The 22,140-nt window shown below is 47.0% G+C and carries 16 protein-coding genes and 1 other RNA gene; 9 read left to right on the top strand and 8 right to left on the bottom strand.

Going from position 1 to position 22,140, the window contains the following annotated elements; genetic code table 11:
- Positions 1 to 29 precede the first annotated feature (29 nt).
- Together G508_RS0107525 and G508_RS0107520 are read right to left on the bottom strand one after the other, a co-directional pair.
- Complete coding sequence (locus G508_RS0107525; protein ID WP_026704739.1) at positions 30 to 2,771, bottom strand: helix-turn-helix and ligand-binding sensor domain-containing protein; 2,742 nt, start codon at positions 2,769 to 2,771, stop codon at positions 30 to 32.
- 77 nt (positions 2,772 to 2,848) lie between these two features.
- The gene (locus G508_RS0107520) at positions 2,849 to 4,072 is read right to left on the bottom strand and encodes an NAD(P)-dependent oxidoreductase (RefSeq protein ID WP_026704738.1); all 1,224 of its coding nucleotides are present in this window, start codon (positions 4,070 to 4,072) and stop codon (positions 2,849 to 2,851) included.
- 294 nt (positions 4,073 to 4,366) lie between these two features.
- Between G508_RS0107520 and G508_RS0107515 the strand changes: the two genes are divergently transcribed.
- From G508_RS0107515 to G508_RS20535, 7 genes are all read left to right on the top strand, one after another.
- A complete protein-coding gene (locus G508_RS0107515) occupies positions 4,367 to 5,572 on the top strand; it encodes a serine hydrolase domain-containing protein (RefSeq protein ID WP_026704737.1) in 1,206 nt (401 codons plus the stop codon).
- Positions 5,573 to 5,658: 86 nt separating this feature from the next.
- Positions 5,659 to 6,056, top strand: a transfer-messenger RNA (tmRNA) gene (gene ssrA / locus G508_RS19795).
- 494 nt (positions 6,057 to 6,550) lie between these two features.
- Positions 6,551 to 6,841 (top strand): GNAT family N-acetyltransferase, encoded by a 291-nt coding sequence (locus G508_RS0107510; protein WP_026704736.1) that lies wholly within the window; start codon positions 6,551 to 6,553, stop codon positions 6,839 to 6,841.
- Positions 6,842 to 6,857: 16 nt separating this feature from the next.
- Positions 6,858 to 7,478: an alpha/beta hydrolase gene (locus G508_RS0107505; RefSeq protein ID WP_026704735.1), complete on the top strand. Its 621-nt coding sequence runs from the start codon at positions 6,858 to 6,860 to the stop codon at positions 7,476 to 7,478.
- Positions 7,478 to 7,828: a cupin domain-containing protein gene (locus G508_RS0107500; protein ID WP_035694390.1), complete on the top strand. Its 351-nt coding sequence runs from the start codon at positions 7,478 to 7,480 to the stop codon at positions 7,826 to 7,828. Before G508_RS0107505 ends, G508_RS0107500 begins: the two co-directional genes overlap by 1 nt.
- A 258-nt stretch (positions 7,829 to 8,086) precedes the next feature.
- Entirely contained in the window at positions 8,087 to 9,025 is a 939-nt protein-coding gene (locus G508_RS0107495) for a ring-cleaving dioxygenase (protein ID WP_026704733.1), read from the top strand.
- 211 nt (positions 9,026 to 9,236) lie between these two features.
- The gene (locus tag G508_RS20535) at positions 9,237 to 9,599 is read left to right on the top strand and encodes a hypothetical protein (protein WP_157485905.1); all 363 of its coding nucleotides are present in this window, start codon (positions 9,237 to 9,239) and stop codon (positions 9,597 to 9,599) included.
- A gap of 120 nt (positions 9,600 to 9,719) precedes the next feature.
- Here G508_RS20535 and G508_RS20385 read toward each other — a convergent pair whose 3' ends face one another.
- From G508_RS20385 to G508_RS18720, 3 genes are all read right to left on the bottom strand, one after another.
- Positions 9,720 to 10,121, bottom strand: coding sequence for a DUF5675 family protein (locus G508_RS20385; protein ID WP_026704731.1), 402 nt, complete (start codon positions 10,119 to 10,121; stop codon positions 9,720 to 9,722).
- A gap of 31 nt (positions 10,122 to 10,152) precedes the next feature.
- Positions 10,153 to 10,911, bottom strand: coding sequence for a hypothetical protein (locus G508_RS0107480; protein WP_026704730.1), 759 nt, complete (start codon positions 10,909 to 10,911; stop codon positions 10,153 to 10,155).
- An 871-nt stretch (positions 10,912 to 11,782) separates the two neighbouring features.
- Positions 11,783 to 12,337, bottom strand: coding sequence for a GNAT family N-acetyltransferase (locus G508_RS18720; RefSeq protein WP_035694388.1), 555 nt, complete (start codon positions 12,335 to 12,337; stop codon positions 11,783 to 11,785).
- A 386-nt stretch (positions 12,338 to 12,723) separates the two neighbouring features.
- Here G508_RS18720 and G508_RS0107460 point away from each other — a divergent pair, with 386 nt between their 5' ends.
- A complete protein-coding gene (locus G508_RS0107460) occupies positions 12,724 to 14,244 on the top strand; it encodes a MauE/DoxX family redox-associated membrane protein (RefSeq protein WP_026704728.1) in 1,521 nt (506 codons plus the stop codon).
- Positions 14,245 to 14,338: 94 nt separating this feature from the next.
- Positions 14,339 to 14,608, top strand: coding sequence for a DUF6520 family protein (locus G508_RS20015; protein ID WP_157485904.1), 270 nt, complete (start codon positions 14,339 to 14,341; stop codon positions 14,606 to 14,608).
- Positions 14,609 to 14,674: 66 nt separating this feature from the next.
- Here the strand turns inward: G508_RS20015 and G508_RS0107450 are convergent, their stop codons facing one another.
- From G508_RS0107450 to G508_RS18715, 3 genes are read right to left on the bottom strand one after another with little or no spacing between them, the layout of a single operon-like run.
- Positions 14,675 to 17,302 (bottom strand): S9 family peptidase, encoded by a 2,628-nt coding sequence (locus G508_RS0107450; protein WP_169628021.1) that lies wholly within the window; start codon positions 17,300 to 17,302, stop codon positions 14,675 to 14,677.
- Positions 17,302 to 18,687, bottom strand: a complete 1,386-nt coding sequence (locus tag G508_RS0107445) for a RagB/SusD family nutrient uptake outer membrane protein (RefSeq protein WP_026704725.1) — start codon at positions 18,685 to 18,687, stop codon at positions 17,302 to 17,304. The genes G508_RS0107450 and G508_RS0107445 overlap by 1 nt, the downstream gene beginning before the upstream one ends.
- A 10-nt stretch (positions 18,688 to 18,697) precedes the next feature.
- Positions 18,698 to 21,742 (bottom strand): SusC/RagA family TonB-linked outer membrane protein, encoded by a 3,045-nt coding sequence (locus G508_RS18715; RefSeq protein ID WP_245569854.1) that lies wholly within the window; start codon positions 21,740 to 21,742, stop codon positions 18,698 to 18,700.
- Positions 21,743 to 22,140: the final 398 nt, after the last annotated feature.

Genomic DNA, 22,140 nt, shown 5'->3' with positions numbered 1-22,140 from the left:
CGTAATAGTGATGTAATTTGTTACTTAAATTAAATATCGAGCATGAATTTATTGAGGTTTTCGTCTTGAGAAAGGCCAAGTTTCTTTCTTAACCTATAACGATGAAGTTCAACGCCTCTAAAAGTAATGTTCATTAATGGGGCAATTTCCTTTGAAGATAAATTCATTTTGAGATAGACACACAGTTTGATATCCTTAGGAGTCAAGTTAGGATATTTATGTGTCAAATTTAATATAAACTCATTATGAATCTGATTTAAGTTGGTTTCAAATATCTCCCACTCATGCTTGTTGATAGCATTTATTTTAATCGCCTTTTTGATTTCGCTTTTAAGTTTATTTAAATCGGTTTCCTGTTCCAATATTTTTTCAATATCGTCAATCATTTCGCTTTGCTTTGCAATAGATAACGATTTTCCAGCCACCTCACTAGATTTTGTCTGAATTTCAAGCTCTAGAATATGCTTTTGATATTCTTGAACATTAAGTTCATTTTCGGCTTTTAGTTCTATTTCAAGGATTTTTTTCTGATGACGCAACTCTTCTTCCTGTAATTTGAGCTTTTGATTGTATCGCAATTTGTTCCACTTGTAGTAAAGGTAGAAACTACCAAAAATCACGAAGACATAAACTATGATCATCAAGCCTGAAAAATACCAAGGATTTTTGACCTTAAAGGAATACTGAACTTTTTTATCGTAGGTCTTACCATTAAAATAATAAATATCAATAGTTTGAGTACCACTATTTAAATTATTCAATACTATATTCCCATTCATTATTCTTACCAGCTCTTTGGAATCATTTAGACTGTAGAATAAATCGAGCGTATTAAAACCATAATATTCCGTTATCACATTCAATTCTACAGGATGATTGTAATTCACTCTTGTGTCAATCGTTATTAACTCTTCATTGTAGAATCCTTCTACTTCTATCTTATTGCTAACTTTCTTTTTGGCACTCAAATCATAGGAAAAAAAACCATCATCCAAATTTATAAGTATTAGATTTCCTTTCTTATAGACCTTTATGTTTTCGATTATCAACCGCCCTTCATAATATTTTTCGGGTATGAGTTGCCAAGTAAATTTTGAATCTTTTTGCGAGATTACATACAGCAACCCACCATCCAAAACAATAAAATTATTATCATCTATAGGAATAATATCTGAAATATTCTTAAAAGAATTATTAAAAACAGAATTTTTTTCTAGTTTTCCTGAAATAGGATTATAGGTATACCAGTTTTTATTGATAAGGAAAAGGATCTCGTTCTTATAGTTGAAAATTTTCACTTCAAAATCACTCTTAAGTCCGTTTGAATCGGTTATATTCTCCACCTTTTGTGTAACAAAGTTCTTATCATACGTTAGTCGATATAAGCTTCTGTAATTATCAGCTGCCCAAAGTTCTCTTGGTCGGTTTTGGGCAATATTTCTGATGGGTTTTGTAAGGCTTTCGAATACTTTCCATTTTGTAAAATCATCATTTTGATAGCAAACAATTCCCGAATAATTAGCTTGAAAATATACATTATCATATTCACTTTTCAGAAATTTCCAACCCCCATTTACTGGATTAACCTTTTGTAATTGATTGTCCTTATAAATAAATGTTCCATCATTATGACCAATTATAAATTCTTTATTAAGCTTATAAATATCCCAAACCTGTCCTTGTGAATTTGGAACAGCCTGTAATTCATTGTCTTTATAAACAAAAATACCATGATTGGTCACAAAAAGATAACCATCATCTGTAGTTGAAAGGGAATATACTGAGCCTAAAATTCCTGAATTATCAGAGAATATATTTACCGAAGAATTGATCTCTACATGAGCGATTCCGTTATCAAGACCAAGCCATAAATCGTTTTCCTTATCAACGGCTATCGAAAGAATAGCGTTGTTTTTTATGGCATTATTGCGATTTATGTTTTGTAGCGCATTCGTTTTCTGATCTAAAAGATAAAGTCCCTTGAGACCGGTTCCAATAGCTAGGGTATTTGGATGTATAAATTTTGCGGTTACAATAACCTCATTTTTAAGTTTTTCATTCAAGGGGTTTTTCCAAGCAACTAGTTGATCGTTTTCTTCTACAAAAACACCGTTGTTTTTAGTGAAAATATATACTTTACCATTGTATTTTTCGATATGATGAACGATATGTCCATCGATTATGGACCAATTTTTCTTTTTGATGAATTCTTTTCCTTGCATCAAAAAAATACCTTTTCTAACCGATGCTACATAAATTTGATTATCAACTAAATAACAATATGAAATTTGAAAAGGAAATTTTATTTTTTCAATGTTTTTTCCGTCGTATATAAAAATCTCATTGAAGGACTGAAAATAAATTTTTCCTTGATATTTGAAGATTTTCCAAATTTCCTCGTTATCTGAGTTCCCAGAAAATAAATTCTTATCTGTCGAAATGGAAAAATACTGCATCTTTCCGTTAATCCTTTTCCAATAACCAAACTCTTTATAGGAACCACAATAAACTCGATCCTTTTCTATAAATATGGATCTGATAATGGTTTTATTGGGCAAGGTATATTTTTCCCACTTCACTCCATTATACCTCAAAAAATAATGATTGTTGGCAAAATACATTGCATTGTCTTCACCTTGTGCAATGTTCCAATTTTGATTATCTCCATTATATTCCGATTTAGTAAAGTTCTCCACAAAAGGAATTAATTCCTGAGCATGGAGTTGAAAAGTGAAGAGAAAGACAAATATTTTAAAAGCGAATGTTCTCAATATAACCTTGTTTGGTCCTCAAATATAAAGACATTTTTCTTTTATTCAAGAAACCTTTATAAACAAAAATGTCCCGATTAATTCGAGACACTTTCTAATTTATAATCACCTGCATAATCCTGTAGGTATTTGAATCTTTCGGTAAGTTTGCCGTTTTCTGTAATTTTAGCTCTTGCGAGAATTCCGTCCTTATCACCATTAAAAAAAGCAGGAATTACATGTTCCATAAACATTTCGCCAAACCCTTCGCTTGCATCTTTTGGTAATTCGCAAGGCAAATTGTCGATCGACATTACCACAATGGCAGCCGGATGAAAAACATCTACTTCCTTGTCCTCACTTGGCAAATAACCAAATATTGGATTTGCAATTGTTGATGCCTTTATAGTACAAGCTATCGGACCATCAACATCACAAGAAATATCGGCCACGACCCTAATCTTGCAATCATTTGCACAAAGCATATCGCGGGAAAGGATCACTGGAGCATCATTGCCATAATAATGACCTGCCATGAAAATATCGGCTACTTTTGTAAAACGCTCAAAATCTGAAGTATATTCTTTAGGATTGGTATAAAAATCATTTTTATCAGAAGGTTTTCCGTCTATTCTTTTATTATAATCCAAAACATCTATTTGAACAAAAACAGGTTCAGAATAAATCTTGGTCAGAAAATTTTCGACAGTTACCTCTTTCATTTTAATGGCTTTCAATATTTCCTTTGCACCATTTCCAACCTTTCCATTTCCTGTCAGAACAATTTTTATAGGAGGTAAAACCAGCCTCTTGAGCCTTTCTACCATTGCTTCTTTTCCTGAAAGCGTTTCGGCTTTAGGTAGATTGAATAATTCAAATTTGATTCCGAAGGCTCTAATTCCATTATAAGCTCCTACGATTCCTGCATATCTTCCAAAACCTATCAGTCGTTTGAAATTTTCATCCACAATTGTTTCATGATCATACAAATCAATTTTCTTAGCCAAAATCGCTTTCAGCAAAGCCCTATTGTGAATTTGTTTCTTAATGGTATGAGAAAAGAAAAAATATTTTTTATTAGGTATCAATGCATCAATTGGAACTTCTTTTACACCAAATAACACATCACAATCCGTAACATCATTTACGACATCAATTCCTAAATTAGCATATTGTTCATCTGAAAAAATTCTAATATCTGAACTTTCAACTTTGATTTCTGCCTCAGGATGTTCCTTTTTTAGACGCACCAATTCTTCTGGTGAAAAAACCACCCTTCTGTCTGGAGGACTTTTTCTTTCTTTTATTATTCCGAATTTCATGGTTTGTAGGGGTTTTAGTAGCTATAAATCAATATTTTACAACAATCAATTTTGCACAAAAACAGATGATTTAAAATAGATTTTAACTACTAGTTAAATAATTGTTCCAAATGTAACACTTAATTTTTCTAAGTCAAAAAAAAATGGTGAAAAAATTTTAAAAAAAACAAAACATATAGTAACTGAAACAGAATAAGTTAAAAAAATATTGCTTAGCGGGTGTTAAGCTTTCATTAAAAGAAGTCATCAAGATTTATTTGTTTCTATATATTTGTAATTACAACTATCCCCAAAATGAATTCAAAATACAAACTATATATAGCCTTCATTGCATTTGTCGGCCTCTTTTCTTCATGCAAAAAAAATCGAAATGATCTTGCTGAAATTGAAAATGTTCAAAAAATCGACACTTTTCCTCACATTAAGCCAAATACCCAAAAATTAAAAAATCCTAGTACCTCTTTTATTACCGAGAAAAAAACTACGATTGAAAACTTCTATAAAAAATATTGGGAACGAAATAAAGTCAGTGGCAGTTTTTTAGTCGCCAAGAACGGCAAAATTATCTATGAAAAATATGCTGGATTTGCCAATTATGAAAAGAAAGAAGCTATAAACCACGATACTCCCATTCATCTTGCTTCGGTTAGCAAAGTACTCACTGCTGCAGCAGTTTTGGAGCTGGTTTATGCTGGAAAACTGACTCTTGATCAAAAAGTCAATACCATTTTGCACCAATTCCCATACGAAGAAATTACGGTAAGAACACTTTTGAACCATAGAAGCGGACTCACCAACTATGCTTATTATTTTGATGATCGAACAAAATGGAACCACAGCAATTTATTAAAGAATCAAGATATCTTGGATTTATTTATCAAATATGACGCTGGTTTGGATTTCAAAACAGATAAGAAATTTGCCTATTGTAACACCAATTATGCAATGCTGGCGTTGATTATCGAAAAAATTACAGGAATGAATTACTCCGAAGCGATGAAGAAAATTATTTTTGAACCTCTCGAAATGGATCATACTTTTGTAATTGATTTTGAAAATGATATTGAGAAGGTAAGTCAATCCTATAAAGGCAACTATAAAAGATATGAACTTAACCATCTTGATCAGGTGTATGGTGATAAAAATATTTATTCCACCCCCAGAGATTTACTAAAGTTTGATTTGGCCACTTCCTCAACAGATTATCTGACTCCAGAATTATCCGAAGAAATCTACAAAGGATACAGCTATGAGAGAAAAGGTACCCGGAATTATGGTTTAGGAATCCGAATGTTGGAATGGAATGATGATGAAAAGTTATTCTATCATAATGGATGGTGGCATGGCAATACGTCTTCGTATGTCAAATTAAAGAAAGAAAATGTAGTGATAATAGGTTTGGCAAATAAATATACGACCATGACCTACAAATCTTTTTATCTGGCAACACTATTTGGAGATTATCCACTGAAGATAGAAAAAAGTGATCTTGGAGGTTAATTTCAAAATAAAAGAGCTAAATTTGTGGCTTGGTTTTTGAGTTTTCAGTGTTTGTTAATCTGAATTTAAAAATCTAAAATTAATTGGGGGTCGACTGGTTTTGACAGCAAGTCGAATTGAAAAGTAAGCACGTCGAGAACTGGGACAATTCTCGTAAATAAAAGGTCTCAACACTTTTACACGGCGAAAATAATTACGCTTTAGCTGCTTAATCCGAATTATAGTACGATTTGCCTAGTTCCTACAAGGTAGGAAAGCTAGATTCTCCTTGAAAGCCTTGGTTTGTGGCGTTCTTAAAAGGGGAACCGTAAAAATAAACCTAGAAACAGTTAAGCTTCGTGACTGTTTTGACAACTAAGAAGATAAGTGTTTGGTGGCTGTTTCTGGCCAAGCCAAATGACGAAAATCTAATCAGGAAATAAGCGTGTAGAAAGTTTTTTAGTTGCTTGTTTGGACGGGAGTTCGACTCTCCCCGACTCCACAGGCTAGGAAGGATGATTGAAAAATCATCCTTTTTTTATTTAACCGATATCCTTTTTCTTTCATTTTCAAATGATTATAAGAAAAACATTCATCATGGTAGGTTTTCGATAGATACTATCTTGATAGTATAAATTGCTATCGAACACATCTTTCGTAAGTATCTTTAGAAATTTTATTATTAATCCATTTTTCATCTAATGAGAACATCTTTTCTCACGTATCTTCTAAAAGTTTTTTCTTTTCTATTATTTTTTGTTTATTAAATTTGAGCTCAGCTTCTAAAGTATTTTTACAACTATGCTTGACTTATAAAAGCATTCTTTCTGGTAAAATTTCCTTCCTGCAAAAGCATCAATGATTTAATGGACAATTCAATAGCGTTTTTATTGTCCTTTTTTTATACCTCATCAGTTCTTGTCCCAGTTCAATGCATACGTTTGAAAACGAAACTAACTTTGTCCTATCAATACAACATAACTAAACAAATTTACAACTATGGAAACTATACAATTAGAATTAGACCAAAAGAAACACGGGGCTTTTAATCTTTATGTCGAAGGAAAAAAGCTCGGCGAAATGACTGTCAGCATCAAGGATAATTTGCTTACCGTTTATCATACAGGAGTAGAACCCGAAGCCGAAGGAAAAGGTTTTGCAAAAAAACTCTTGGAAGAAATGACGGCTTATGTTCGTGAAAACAAAATGATGGTTTTGCCTCTTTGCCCTTATGTACATGCCCAATTTAAAAAGCATCCGGATGAATATGCCGATATCTGGAAAAAATAATTTAAAAACCACTACAATGAATTTAGAAAATATAACCGCTGGAATTCCTTTAAAGGAAGCTAAAAAAGCATTGATCATGATCCACGGCCGAGGAGCAAGTGCACACGATATCCTTTCGCTTTCGAGACATCTTGAAGTAAAAGACTTTGCTTTGATTGCACCTCAGGCAGACCACCACACTTGGTATCCCTATTCTTTCCTGGCTCCTATTCCGCAAAACGAACCTTCGCTTTCAAGATCGTTGGATAGGATTGCAGAAGTGGTGGCAGCAATTCAAGAAAGCGGAATTGAAAAAGAGAACATCTACTTTTTGGGTTTTTCGCAAGGAGCTTGTCTTACGCTTGAATTTGTTAGCAGAAATGCATCGAGATATGGCGGTGTGGTAGCGTTTACGGGCGGACTTATTGGTGATCATCTATCAGAAGAAAATTATACCGGTGCTTTTGAAAATACACCAATATTTATCGGAACAAGTGATCCCGATATGCATGTTCCTGTAGAAAGAGTAAACGAAACCGAAACTATCCTAAACAAAATGGGAGCTTCGATTACTAAGAAAATCTATGACAATATGGGCCACACCATCAGTCAGGACGAAATTGATCTTGCCAACCAACTTGTTTTTAATCCAAAATAATGATTCAGATCACCCGGATTTACAGCGATGCAAATGGCGATAGTCACTTTGAAAATTTTGAAGTGCCCTTGAAAGACAAAGGCGACATCGGTTTCTTGTCGGATGACGAACCTGCAAAATCCATCGTTTTCAGGGAAGTTGCTCCTTCGTATGATTATGATTTTCACAATGCTCCCGACCGTCAATATATTGTCTTGCTTGAAGGTGGAATAGAAATTGAAACTTCCTTGGAAGAAAAAAGAAGCTTCAAGACAGGCTCGATATTATTGGTGGAAGACACAACTGGAAAAGGACACAGGACTAAAAACCTGGAGTCAAAAGTTCGAAAATCGATCTTTATAAAATTATAGGGAACTGATTCATCATGCAACAAAAAAGCTGCCAAGAAGATGTAGCAGATGGCTAGCAATAAGCTGACTGATATAAAAGTAAAAAACATGCCAGCAGCCGAAAATCCATATCAGACAAGGAAATCTCATCCTGCAAAATCGTCCAATGGGTGGCAAACTTCAATGTCATTCTTTCTTGTCCCAGTTCAATGTACACGATTTAACACTGACGTAAATTTGTATAAGAAATTAATAACAACATAAAAAATTAAAAATATCATGGAAAATAAAATATTAGGCTTGCACCATATTACAGCGATTGCTGGTGACGCCAAACGCAACTTCGATTTCTATTCCAAAGTATTGGGATTACGTTTTATCAAGAAAACAGTAAACTTTGACGATCCAGGAACCTATCATTTTTATTTTGGAGACGAAGTAGGGAGTGCGGGAACTATCTTGACTTTTTTCCCTTGGGGAGAAGGCATACAGCAAGGCAGAAAAGGATCTGGAATGGCAACCGAAATTGGCTATTCTGTCCCTAAAGGAAGTCTCGGTTTTTGGCAGGAACGTTTTGAAAAATACAACGTTATCTACAACAAGCCAGCCGAGAAGTTTGGAGAAAAATACCTTACCTTTTTAGATCCGGATGGTTTGAAATTAGAATTGATCGAGTCCAAAACAGACGACAACAGAAAAGTGTGGGAAACCGATGAAGTAAAGGCAGATGTTGCCACAAAAGGATTCCACAACATTACTTTGACATTGAACAATATCAAGCCTACAGCAGCTATCCTGACTGAACTATTTGGTTATAAATTGATAGAGCAGGACGTAAACCGATACCGTTATGCTACCGATACTGTTGATAATGCCGCTATTGTTGATTTGGTTGAATTACCACAGGAACATAGAGGCCATGTAGCCAACGGATCAGTGCATCATGTGGCTTTCCGAGTAAAAGACGATGCCTCACTGATGTATTTCCGTGACAAGATTGAGCAATACGGTCTGTCAATAACACCCCAAATCGACAGGCAATACTTCCACTCCCTCTATTTCAGGGAACCAGGAGGAGTACTTTTTGAATTGGCAACTGAAAACCCCGGATTTACTGTTGACGAGCCATTGGAAGAGCTAGGCAAGAACTTGAAATTACCTGCACAATATGAGGCAAGCAGGGATAAGATTGAAGCCCATCTGGTAAAGATCAATTAATTTTATATTCAAATAAAAAAAAGGACAATTCACATCGAGTTGTCCTTTTTTTATTTCCTGAAGCAATCTTGCTTATAATTCCTGCCTGATGGTATCCAATTCCCTAGCAACCACCCCATAGCATTCCACAGCTGCAGGCCTCTTATTAAAATCGAGCACTATTCTTAATCTGGTCCCGTCATCCAAAAGTAGGTACCTAACGGACAGCGGCATGGCCGTTTCCAAATCGAAAAGGCCTGCCCCTCAGGGGCAGGCCATTCCGATTGCATTCCGCCAACAGGCAGCAGTTCCCTACCTGTCCCTTGACCTGAAAATCCATTTCAGGAAAAGTGTCACCATAAAGCTTGCCATGGCTCCCACGGCGGCCAGCACGACGGTCCTGGCGATATCTTCTGAGAAGATATTGGGCATGATGCTCAGGAGCGTTCCCGAAGCCGTGCCGATCCTAAGGGTGGTGTCGGACTCAAACATTTCCCTGCGATTTACTGTCATCGACGGTAATCTGGCTGACTGCCGAGATGATGCCACCGACAACGATAACGTAGCCCGCGACGGCCACCAATGCGGCAGGTAAAGTGACGGGAGCCGTCACTATCGCGCCTCCCGCTGCCGCCAGTGCGAGCCCGAGCGTACGCAGCCTCTTAAAAAATCCGGGTGTCGGGGCCTTTGCCCTCTTGATTATCTCCATAATTTCTCAGTTTAAGGATTCCACAACTATCATTACTTCCTCTTCCCTTTCCAGTGCAGCAAAGACAAGGGCGGCCAGGGCCGCACATGCCTTCCGGGATTGCAGGCCCAATCCTGCACCGGAAATAACCGTCACCGGAGCGATACAGCCCCGCAGTTCCAGCTGTGCATTATTTGCCGGGTGGATCAGGATCAGGCTCCTGTCCGGTACCCCCACGACTTCCAAGTGCCAGCCGAACCTCCTACTGTAACGCCTCGCTATGCCATATTTCCCTTCGGGAATGCAGGAAATCCCACTGCGATTCTGCCGCCACGGCAACTCGATTGTCGAGCAGATGACCCTGCCCGCACAGCGGAGCTTCCCATTTGTTCCCCCGTGGAAATACTGCCGTGTCAAGAACAGGACCATTTCCCCACTATCGTTATCTGGGCAGGCCTGACTAGGCACCACCATCGACCTTTACCAATGAAAGTGGGTTATAGGACCCATTCTTCAGCGGATAGAGCTGTGCATTCACCATCTGGTAGAATTCGACCACCACCACCAGGAACAGCGGCCATGTGCTGTCGGCCGTTACCTGGTTGACCTGCACGACCTCCATCGTCTGGGTGGTATCCCACGACATGATGGTGCTTTCGGATGACTCCATCCTGAATGCCTCCTGCTCGAAATCGATCTCGGCACCTGCCGAATAGATCCTGAAATGCGTCGTCCCCGCGGGAGCTGCCAGCATATCTGCCGGAACAAAGGACGGCACCCTCAGGCTGATCTCACCCGCAGTCCTGTCGATCGTTGGCAAATAGGGCGCAAACAGTGTCGTTTCCAGCTTTGCCCCGCCATTGAATTCGAAGCCCTGCAAGAGTGCCGCCTCGCCATCAATCACGTTCCGCTTTCCCCTTACGCTGACCAGGTCTGCCTGCACGACCTTCATCATCGCCTGTGTCAGCCGCGATGTCATCCTGCTGTCGGCACTGTTCTTGAAAACGGGCCTGAATGCATTGCGCAGTACCTTGCTGGCCTTGCCGGCCCTCCCAAACTCGGCACCATTTTCCCTTGTGCGCTGGAAAGCGGGATCCGTTGCGATCCTCTTTGCGTCTATAGTAGTCTTCTCACGGGCAATGAAGCCGTCCTTTGACTTGTAGAAGGTAATATCCCCGATAGTACCCTTCAATTTGATAATGCCTTTCTGTTTAGCCATTGTCTTTCAAATTTAAGTTTTGGGTGACGTACACCCTGTACGCCTACCTGCCGTAAATCCCAAACTGGTGCACCGCTGATCGATTTACAGTGCAAACCTCCGACTTAAAATACTGAAAAACAATGACTTGTGTCCGTACAGGGTGCATTTGTACCCATTTGTACGCATCTGTCCCTAGTTTTGGGTGTTGGGTTTTGGGTGATGGGTTTGGGGTGTTGGGTTTGGGGTGTTGGGTTTGACATCTCCTAAAAAAGGTTCCCCTTCTGATGGGCTTCTGAAATGGGAACAGCGGGATGCCTGAAATTTGCGGTGCAGGGCATCTACCGCCCTACACCATGAAGTATGAAATGCAACAAGAGACTCTGCCTGTATCCGAAGGACGTGCAGCTGATTACCGGCAAGAGCTACAAATTTGCCTGCCGGTACCTTATGAAGATCCGTGGCCATTATGGCAAGGAGCCACAGCAGTTCGTGACGGTTGCGGAATTCTGCTCCTATACGGGAATACCGTTGGAGGAAGTCTGGGCCGTACTGGACTGACGGCGTAGCAGCAGCTATTCCTGAAATCATCGGACGTCAACGCTAGCCGCGTTCCTTGTTCACGCCAATTGTCGTAGCGACGTATTATCCCAAAATCGGCCCGCTCCCGATGGCGGACGTCACGACCCGCACAAAGAAATACCAGTACAGCAGGATCCAAAAAAGCCCCAGCCTGTTCCAAGCTGGGGCGAGTATGCACCCTGATGCCGCTTCCGATTACCCTCGAAATCGGGCATCCACAGCGGGAGATTCCCTTCGTGACGCATTGCGTCCCTGTTTCCTTTATTATACCCCTATAAAAAATTGGGCGATCCCTATCTTGTGTACCCCATTATTGTTTGACCTTCCCAGTGGCGGTGCCCTTTCTGTAAAACTCCCTTGGGTATTCTACCGTTCCCTTGATGCCTTCCAAGGCGTTTTCCGTCAGCTCTTTCACCATCCCCCTTTCATCAGGTCCGTCAAAAGGTACTTCTATTCCGTATTTTTTTATGCCCTGGTATCCAAATTTCTGAAAATATTCCCCGCCACCCACTGCGATAACGGCATCAAAGCCCAGTGCCTTGGCCCTCCTATGCGCTTTCTGGATCAGCTTCGCCCCAATCCCCTTTCCCCTGTATCTCTTCACTACGGCTATCGTAGCCAATGCCAGCGCTCCTTTTTGCAATTCCTTGGTTATGATCCTGATCCTTGCCAGTACAATATAGCCCACAATCTCCCCGTCCATTTCAGCCACCAAGGATAATTCCCGAACAAACGACTCCGAATCCCTCAATCCCTCAACCAACAACTGTTGCTTGTGACTGGCATGCCCTCCTTCCCCGTAAGCACTCCCGACAACGTCAAATATCTCACCGCAGTCCTCACTTCTTTCCGTCCTAATCTTCATTGTAAAAATCGTATCTCATTTCCTGTACGGCATGGCTTCCCTCGTGCAAAAGGCTTCCTATGCACCAGAAGTCCTCTGCCTACCTCCTGCAATATTACACAAAAAAGCAATACCGTTTCCCGGTTTTTCCCATTCTCCCTTTTTTTTGCGACCGCCGCGACCCTCTCCGGGAGCGTGATCCTGCCCGTCCTGCAAAGGAAGCCACCCGCTGTCCACCTACGGTTCCCTGCCCTGTGCCGCAGTGGGGATGCAGCAGATGTCCTCCATTACTCCCTTCCCCCTATCAGCATCCATAGGCATTAGCCGTTTTGGCGTACAGCTTTTCAGGAATCGCACAGTGATTTGCCGCATAACTTTGCAACTTTACGGTATCAAACTATCACGTTATGAACCGATTATCCCAAATCAGACCTTATTTTATAGATGTGGTTGTCCTGCTGTACGTCCTACTGTTTACCTATGCGGCAACCAGCAAACTGATCGATCATGAAAACTTCAGGGTGCAGCTGGGGCAGTCGCCCCTGCTGAGTGCCTTTGCAGCCGAACTTGCCTTAGGGGTACCCCTCCTAGAACTGCTACTGGCCGGTATATTACTTTCCACAAGATGGAGGTTCGCAGCCCTATTGGGAAGCCTGACCCTTATGGCGATGTTCTCTGCCTATATCCATATCATCCTCCACCATAGCCCCTTCGTACCGTGCTCGTGTGGCGGGGTCCTCGAAAAGATGACCTGGCACCAGCACCTGACCTTCAACCTGGCCTTCGTGCTCCAGGGGGCAGCGGCATTGCTTATCATGCCCTCGGAAACGACCAAGCCGCAGTGGCGCTTCAAGATGCGCCTGCTGACGGTACTGGCAGCACTAACGGCAGGCGGTGCCACCGTCCTCCTACTTTTCAATTGGTCGGAAGACATCGTGCACCACCGCAATACGTTTATCAGGCGGTTTCCCGGACATGGGGCGGAAGAGATCCATCAGGCCGAACTCGGCGTCAACTCCTACTATTTCGCAGGGGCACAGGGGAGCAAAATCTATCTGGGCAATGTAACGGCACCGCTCACCATGACGGTACTCGACACAACGCTTACAAGAGTGGGGCAATTCCGCATTACGCTTGACAGGACCGACCTGCCTTTCCGGCGGCCCCAAATCAAAGTAAGCGGTACCGATTTCTATGTGTATGAAGGTACGGCACCCTATATCTATAAAGGAAGTACGGATGATTGGAAAGGGAAGCTCCTGCTCCGTTTGGGCCGGTATTTCTCACAGCTGCAACCCGGCCCAGACGGCACCCTTTTCCTAAGGTATCTCGAACCTCCCCAGGGCGAACACGTTTTGGGTGCCTTCGCTACCACCGATACTACAGGTGTCCGGTACAACAGGCTGCTGCTTGAAAAGCAAATCGATGGGATATTCGATACCGACGGCGATCTCCACTATTCGGCAAGCCTCAACAGCATGGCCTATGTCTACCGCTACCGCAACCAATACACGGTGGCCGACAGCAGCTTGCAGCTAAGGTTCCGCGGCAATACTATCGATACCATCAGCCAAGCCCAGCTTGCCCTGACACATGTCGATCGGCACGGCATCACTACCCATGAAAGGCCCCCGCTGGTGGTCAACAGGCGGAGTGCCGTTGACGGCCCCTACCTCTATGTCAATTCGGCACTGATGGGCCGCCTTGAACCTAAGGAACTATGGAGCATCGCCAGCATCATCGATGTATATGATATGGGAAGGCAGCGGTATGAAGCCAGCTTCTACCTCTACCACATCAACGGAAAGCGGCTCAGGAGCCTTATCGTATCGGATGGTACCGTGTATGCCCTGATCGATGACAAAATCGTAGCCTACCGTCTCATGGAGCACCTGATGGGAAAAAGGAAAAGCGAACACCAAAAATAAAAGTGAACACTGAGGATATACATGCGCAATGTGTCAGGAAGAAGATCGAACACCTGTAGAAAAAAGTAGATCATAACCAATACATACTTCTATTATGAAAACACGTTTCAAAAAACTGATGATGCCTTTGGCAGTCGCAGTACTGGGAATCGGTGGTGCCTTCACCACCATGTCCATGGCAGGGAACAAGGTGCTGGATAACCGCCAGGCCTACCAGCAAATTTCCGGCACCTGTGTGGACCAGGGGTTCATGTGCCAGACGGAATTTGGCGATGTGTGCAAGTCGGGTGACATCACCCTATGGGGGAAACCTTCATTGGGTGCGACTACCTGTACCGTACCCCTCTACCATATCGAGCAGTAAAAGAACTGCCCCATGGTAAACGCAATGCAGTCCAACCTTTTTGGACTGCATTGTCATTTTTAACTGTCAGGGCGTCGTATCGTGCCGCATCCATGAAGCAGGGGCGGTCCCTTTCAGGTAATGGCCAAACCATTGCAGCATCTTCGTTGTCAGGTCCTTGCGGTTCTCCCTGCCATGGATCACGTGCTCCTCCTCGGGATAGAGCAGCATCACATGGGGCTTCTGCAACCTCCGCAAGGCCACAAAGAATTCCATCGACTGGAACGGGTTTACCTGGTAATCCTTGCCGCCTGCAAACGACAGCAAGGGGGTCCGTACCGCCGCCGCGTGACGGATCGGCGAATTGTCAGCGTAGCCCTCAAAGTCCTGAAACAGCGGCTTTCCCATCCGCATCTGCTGGCTCTCAAACCGCCAGCTATCGGTAATGCCGTAATTCCAGCCCATGGACAGGTAGGCACTCGCCAAGTCATTGACAGCGGCCCCTGCCACTGCCGCCCTGAACCTGTCGGACTGGGTGATGATAAAATTGACCTGGTACCCGCCAAACGAGGTGCCGTACAGGCCGATCCGATCGGGATCAATATTGGCGGCGGCCACGGCGGCGTCCGTACCCGCCACCACACAATCAACAGCTGAAAAGCCCGGATTCCCCACTTCATAGACTATATCGGGAAGGAACACAAAATAGCCCTCTAGTGTGTAGAGCGTCCGGTTGAATCCCGTATGGTCGTAAATTGATGGCGGTACAAAGGTGTGCAAGGTGCCGTTCTGCCGCTCGTAGACGCTCACCACCATCGGATAGCTTTTCGTCCTGTCATAGCCTGCGGGATAGAACAGTACGCCCTTCAAGGGCTGCCCTTTCGAATTTTTATAGGCCACCAGTTCCGAGCGGCCCCATTGGTACCGATCGTGGTGCGGACTGCTGCCGTACAGCAACCGTCCCTTTGCCGCATCCCCCTCCAAGACATGCAGGCGGGGCGGCTGTGCAAAATCCTCTTCCTGGTAGACATACAGCGGCTTCCTTCCGGCTTTCAACACCCTGACCATCCGCTTCGGGTGCAGGAGCAGCTGGCGCTCCCGCTTTCCCTGCCTCAGCACATACAAGCCGGATTGGCTATGGTCTGCCGCAGTGGCGTCGAGTACTATTCCCCCTTCCAGATCCACGCTATCACCGTGCTCCAGCATCCATGAAGTACCGTGCCGCTGGCCTCCCACTTTAGCCCTCCGAAACCGAAGCCCGGCTTCCCTTCCATGGGTCAGCCGTTGGAGCTTGCCATCGCCGTGCCGGTATGCCCACAGGTCAAACCTGTCGTACAGCAGGAACGTCCTGCCATCAGGCGTCCATCCCGCACTGCCATACGCCCTTGGTGCCTCGGGCTTGTCGTGTTCTTCCGCCGCAAACGATACGCCAGCCCCCTTGCTGATGCAGCGGGTTACCCCGGTGCGGGTATCATACGCATACCAGTGCCCCTCCCTGAAATAGCAGATCCTTTCGCCATTGGCCTGTACTGCCAAGTGATGGCTGTCCATGGTGAGCCCTCCGGCCACCAACGTCCTCCTGCCCGTTGCGACGTCCTGCCGATAGCAGTCCCGGTCGGGCACATTCTTCCGCTCGGTCCTGTAGGGCGAGCTGTCGAAGAGCAGTACGAAACGCCTTTCACGGTTCAGGTGACCGACTGCCTGTATGGTGTCACCCACTACCACCATTCCATTGGTACGGGGTGTCCACTCTGCCAGATATCCCCTACCCGGCTCGCCGTACTTTTCACGGTAGGTTGGCAGGCGGTAGTCTGCCGTGTTCCAGACCTGCACCGTGGCAGGGCCGAACACCTCCGGCTGTTGCCTTACCCTTGCGGACACATAGACCCGCTGCCCATCGGGGGACATCACCATATTGGCCCCATCCACGGGAGCGGCCACCAATTCCTGCGGCCAGGAGGCAGCACCTTTAAGTTCATACGAAAGCAGCCGCTTCTGCCCGAAGTCATAGTACCAAAGGGCATCCGCACTGGCCACCGGAGCGTCCAACTTGCGGGAAGCGAACGCTATAGCCTGGCCGTTTTCCTGCCATACCAGCGTGTGAAATGCAGCACCGGCTGCCACGGCGAGCCGCCGCGGCAGCGCCGCTCCACTGAATGCAATTGCATATACCGCAGCAGCACCGTCCTCGGCCAGCACATAGGCCACGGACTTACCATCAGCACTTACGGCATACTCCTCCACGCTACTCAGGTTCCGTACCGTCCTGCCCTGCAGATCGCGCAACAGCAACTCGCCCATTCCGTTACCGTGGCGCGCATAGAGTGCCAAGGCGTCCGTTCCTGCAAAGGCAAAGCGGCTTACCCCTTCTTCCTTCCACACCTTCCCCGTTTCCATACGAAGCAATCCAAAGCCCGACGGATCAAGGTATCCAAAATAGGCACCCCCCGCAAAGCTGCCCGAACGGCCACCTGCCATCGCATAGCGTTTCCCTGTAGCGGTGGACTGTACAAAAAGCGTATCCTCCTTGGAAGGGTAGCGCACCGAATAGCTCGTCCATTGGCCATCGTCCGATACGGCTTCCAGCACGAGGGTGGACCACAAGCCGTGGTCTTCCTCCGTTACCGCCTCCAAGGTGTCGACCTGCCCCATCAGGGGGCAGGCCATGAGCAGCCAAAGCAGGAACACCTTCCCAAATGAAAATAGCCTCCCCATCAGTAGCCCGGATTTTGGGGTACCAGGTTGGGGTTCAGGCCGAGTTCCGTTTCCGGTATCGGAAACAGGGCATCCTCGGACTCCCATCCCGGCTTCAACTGCTGCAGTACCGTGTCGATCGTACCCGATCGGCGGAGGTCAAAATAGCGGTGTCCCAGTTCCGTAAACAGTTCCAGTTGGCGTTCCGCAAAGATCGCGGCTACCATTTCCTCCGCCGTCAGCGCCGTTGTCGGCCCCAGCCCTGCCCGGTTCCGTATCCTGTCCAGGTCTTCCCTTGCCCCGATCAGGTCGCCTCCACGGGCCCTTGCCTCTGCCCGGATCAGGTACATTTCCGCCTGCCTGAGCAGTACGGAGTGCTCCCGTGCACCACCATTCTGGTGCTGCCTGTATTTAAAGGCATGGTACCAGGTGTCGGTACCGTCCGTTACGGCCCTGATCCACTTCTCCTTCCGCAGGTCGCCGTCCCCAAAGGCGGCCACCAGCTCAGGCTTCAGGGCCACCAGCGGGGGCGGGCCACTGCCGAATATAAACGTTGCGCCTTCCCGGGTGTTGGCCTCTCCCGATGCGGGGCTGAACTGCCAGATGGTGGAAGGGCTGTCCGCCAGGAACTCCCCGTCGAGGTCTTCCTGAAACGGGTACAGTTCCGTACGGTTCAGAACGGCCGATGCATGGTTGCCCGCCCCGTCCCATTGTCCGAGGTAAAGGCAGATGCGTGCCAGCACGGCACGTGCGGCATAGCGGTTCGGACGCACACGATCCGACGTGACGTACGCCTCGGGCAGCAGTTCCGCTGCCAGTAGCAGGTCGGCCTTGGCCTCCTCCAATACCTCCGTTGCACCCAGCCTCCGTGCCACCGCATTTTCCCTATAATCCGTGGTCGTGACATAGGGCACACCATTATACAGCTGTGCCAGATAGGCATGCAGGAAGGCCCGAACAAACAGGGCCTCACCTGTCAGCTGCCGGCGGTCGGCTACGGGCAAGGATGCCGAAGCTTCGACCCCTTCCAGCACGGCGTTGGCCGCATAGATTTGCTGGTAACTGCTGTTCCACAACACGGCGACCTCACTGCTGGTGGGCAGCAATGCATTGCTGTAGAAGGCCCATGGAGCGCCCTGGGTGCTGCCGTAGTAGTCCAGTTCGTCGGTATAGGTCCCCAACAGGCAGGAGAGCCCCTGCGGGTTCCCCGTCAGGAGTCCGCCATCGCGCAACTGCGCATAGACCGAAGCCATTGCGGCATGTGCCGTGGCCGGTTCCTCGAAAATTCCTTCGGCCGTCAATTGCCCATCGGGCAGCGGCACTTCGATAAACTCCGTACAGGATACGGAAAGCAAGAGGAACAGCCCGCCAAGGGTGCCGCTCCATCGTCGGATCATATTTTTCATGGTATAAGTATTAAAAGTTAAATTGCATGCCCGCGCTGATGACTTTCAGCGGTGGCAGGTAGCCCGCTGCCTTGAATTCGGGGTCTGCCCCTTCGAATTTCGTAAACGTCAGCAGGTTCTGCCCTTCCACAAACATCCTGCACTGCACCCCTTTAAGGGCGGTTGCGGGCAAGGTATAGGAAATGGAAAGGTTCCTTAGCCGGACGTAGGAGGCATCGCTTACAGCGGCATCACTGTCACGGTAACGGTTGTAGGCCGACATGGCCGCACCGTTGCTGCCCGAAGTAAACCGCTGGTGGTCGCTCACGTCGCCCGGCTCCTGCCAGCGGTCGAGTGCCGTGACGGGCTGGTTGGATGTTCCCGGCGCCCCAAAGTTGACGGCCGAATTGAAATTCTGCTGCCGTACGAACTGGAACAGGAAGCCGAGTTGCCAGTTGCCGTACCGGAGGTCGTTGTGGAGGCCGCCATAATAAGCAGGCGTGAAATCCACCACCTGTTTCTTGTCTTCCGCCGCGGTGAGTCGGCCATCGCCGTTTACATCCTCGAAGGTGTAGAGTCCCGTTTCCGGATCGACGCCCGTAAAATGGTACATCTTTCGGATGTTCAGCGGCTGGCCTATGGCGTAGGTATTGCGGTAGGTTGAAGTCTCGAGTCCCGGAAACTCCACCAGCTTGTTGCGTTCCTGCGTAAAATTGAGGCTGCTGGTCCACTTGAAATCCCTGCCCTGCATGTTCACCGCCTGCAGGGTCAGCTCGAGGCCCCTGTTCTGCACCGTGGCTTCCAGATTGGCCTGAATGATGTTGAATCCCGTGGTGCCCGGCAGCGGTATCCCCGCGAGCTGGTTGCCCGAGGTGTTGCGGTACCATCCGGCTGTCAGCATGATGCGGTCCCTGAGGAATCCCAGTTCGAGTGCGGCCTCCATCTTGCGATTGGTTTCCCATCCGAAGTCGGGATTGAACAGGCGGGTCGGACGCAATCCCATGACGCCCCCATATAGCACCCCGCTTGGGGCGTAGGTATCGAGGTACTGGTAGTCGCCGATCTGGTCACTGCCCGTCACGCCATAGCTGCCCCTCAGCTTGCCGTGGCTCAGCACGTTACTGTCCTTCAGCAGTGCTTCCCTTGAGAAAAGCCACGCCACGCCTGCGGCACCAAAGTTGGCAAACTGCTTGCCGGGGCCGAAGCGGCTTGAGCCGTCACGCCTTCCCGTGAGGTTCAGGATGTACCTGTCGTCCCAAATCAGGTTGGCACGGCCGAAGAAGGCCTGGTAGCGGTATTCGGTGTTGTCACTCGTCACCGTAAACAGGTTGGATGCCGCCCCTATATTCCGGATCAGGCTGTTGCTGGAAAAGCCTTCGGCATATTGGGCCAGCTGGCTCCCGCCTTGGGACTGGAAGGTGGCTCCTACCAGCAGTTCCAGCCTTGCCTTGCCGAGCCGTCCCTTCCAATGCAGTTGCGGTTCCGCGATCCACGAGCTGCGGTCGGCAGCACTCACGATCAGGGAAGACGCCGCACTGGTCACGCCAAAGGCGGGGTCGAACATTGTCGAAGGTGCGGCGGTGCGTTCCGCGTTGCGAAGCGTGGTGTATCCGAAGCCAGAACGCAGTTCGAGACCGGGCAGCAGCAGGTAACTAAGCGTGGAATTGGCCATAAGGTCCCTTGTCGTCGCCCCGTACTGCCCCTCATAGTGGCGCAGGGGATTTTCCCAAGTGCTGCCTTCCCAGTTCAGTTCCCCGTCGGCATCATACAGGTCGGGAGCATTTGGCGCCAGCCTCAGGGCCTCGACCATCAGGTCCACCCGTGGCTGGTTGTTGTCCTGCAACGTATAACCTGCCGAGAAGCTTGCCTTGAACCGCTGGTCGGCCGAGGCATGCCCCAACTGCAGGTGGAGGTTACTTTTCCTGTAGGCAAAGTCGCCGTCATAGACGGTACCCTGCCGGTTGAAACTGCCCCCCACGAGAAACTGTGTCTGTGCGGTCCCGCCCGACATCGACAGCTGTGCGTTCGTAATATGGGCGGTCTGCCCGAGCAGTTCCCGCTGCCAGTCGGTGTTGCGGTTGCGGTCCCAGGTGCCGTTCACATCATAGGCCTGTGCGGGAAACTCCCCGATGCCATCGTTTCGGAAGGCCTCTTCCCTCATGGCGAGGTACTGTGCGGTATCGAGCAGGTCGATCCTGCGGGTGATGCTTCCCATCCCTGTCGAGACGTCCACATTATACCTCGTAGCACCTGCCTTCCCCTTCTTGGTGGTAATCAGAACCACCCCATTTGCCCCCCGTGATCCGTATATGGCGGTGGCGTCGGCATCCTTGAGTACCTCTATGCTTTCCACCTGTTCGGGGTTGAGGCTGTTCAGGGGGCTGGGTGCATAGGGCAGGACGGCCGAGTTGATGCCCGTCCCGATCGCATCGGCGGCATACGGTACGCCATCGACGATATAGAGGGGGCTGTTGCCTCCCGTCCTGACGCTGTTGAGTCCGCGGATCTGGATGTCAAAGCTGCCACCCGGCACGCCCGTTGTCTGGGTGATGTTTACCCCTGCCATGCGTCCCTGCATGGTAGCTAGGACGTTGGTGACCGGCTGTGTCCCGATTTCCTTGCTCGTAATCTTTGCGATGCTTCCCGTACGTTCCCTGTCCGTTACCCTGTAGTAGCCCGCATTGACGGTGACTTCCTGCAGGGAGGTTGCATCCTCCTGCAATATGGCATCGATTATATTGGCCGTTGTTACGGTCACTTCGTATTCCCTGTAGCCGACGTAGCTGAACAGCAGTACATCGCCCGTTTCTGCCATGATGGCGTATCTTCCCTCGCTATCGGTGAGGGTTACGGTCCTGTTGCCCTTTACCCTTACGGTGACGCCGGGCAGGGGCCCTGCCGCATCGCGGACGGTTCCGGTGATGGTTATTGTTTGCAGGGGAAAGGTGTCCAGAAGCGCGGTGAGCCCTTTGGGGCACTCCAGCCCTGCCCTGCCGTGTGTACGTTCTCCTGCTGCTGCAGGGAAGCCACACAGACTTATTCCCATACAGGATAGGAACAGTAGATTGTTTTTCATAATTTTGATCCGTTAAATGAAACATTCGTGTTTTGTTAGCTCCGGTCCTCTATTCAACCGCCAAGAAGAGTTAGAGGGCCATTTTTTTGTCTTGCCTCTCTCCCGAAGTCTCGGGATTGCGACTCTAAGGTTTTGTACTGTTTACTACATAGGCTCTTTTTTTATGGGTTCTGGGTTATGGGTTAAGGGTTTTGGGTTTTGGGTTTTGGGTTTTGGGTTTTGGGTTATTGCTGGACGTTTTACTTACTGATTGGCGTTCGTTATTTATCATTACTATTGTTTATTTTTTATTTGCACTTGTACTTGAGGTGCCTTTGGGTACTCATCTGGCTGTGATGTCCCTGGAAGCGAGTAGCGGTATCATGCCGATACTTATGTAACGCTGTGACCACGCTTTA

It is taken from the genome of Flavobacterium soli DSM 19725 (genome assembly GCF_000422705.1).
Lineage (GTDB): Bacteria > Bacteroidota > Bacteroidia > Flavobacteriales > Flavobacteriaceae > Flavobacterium > Flavobacterium soli.
The sequence above is the reverse complement of the archived record's forward strand: the minus strand, read 5'-3'. Positions and strand labels throughout refer to the sequence as shown.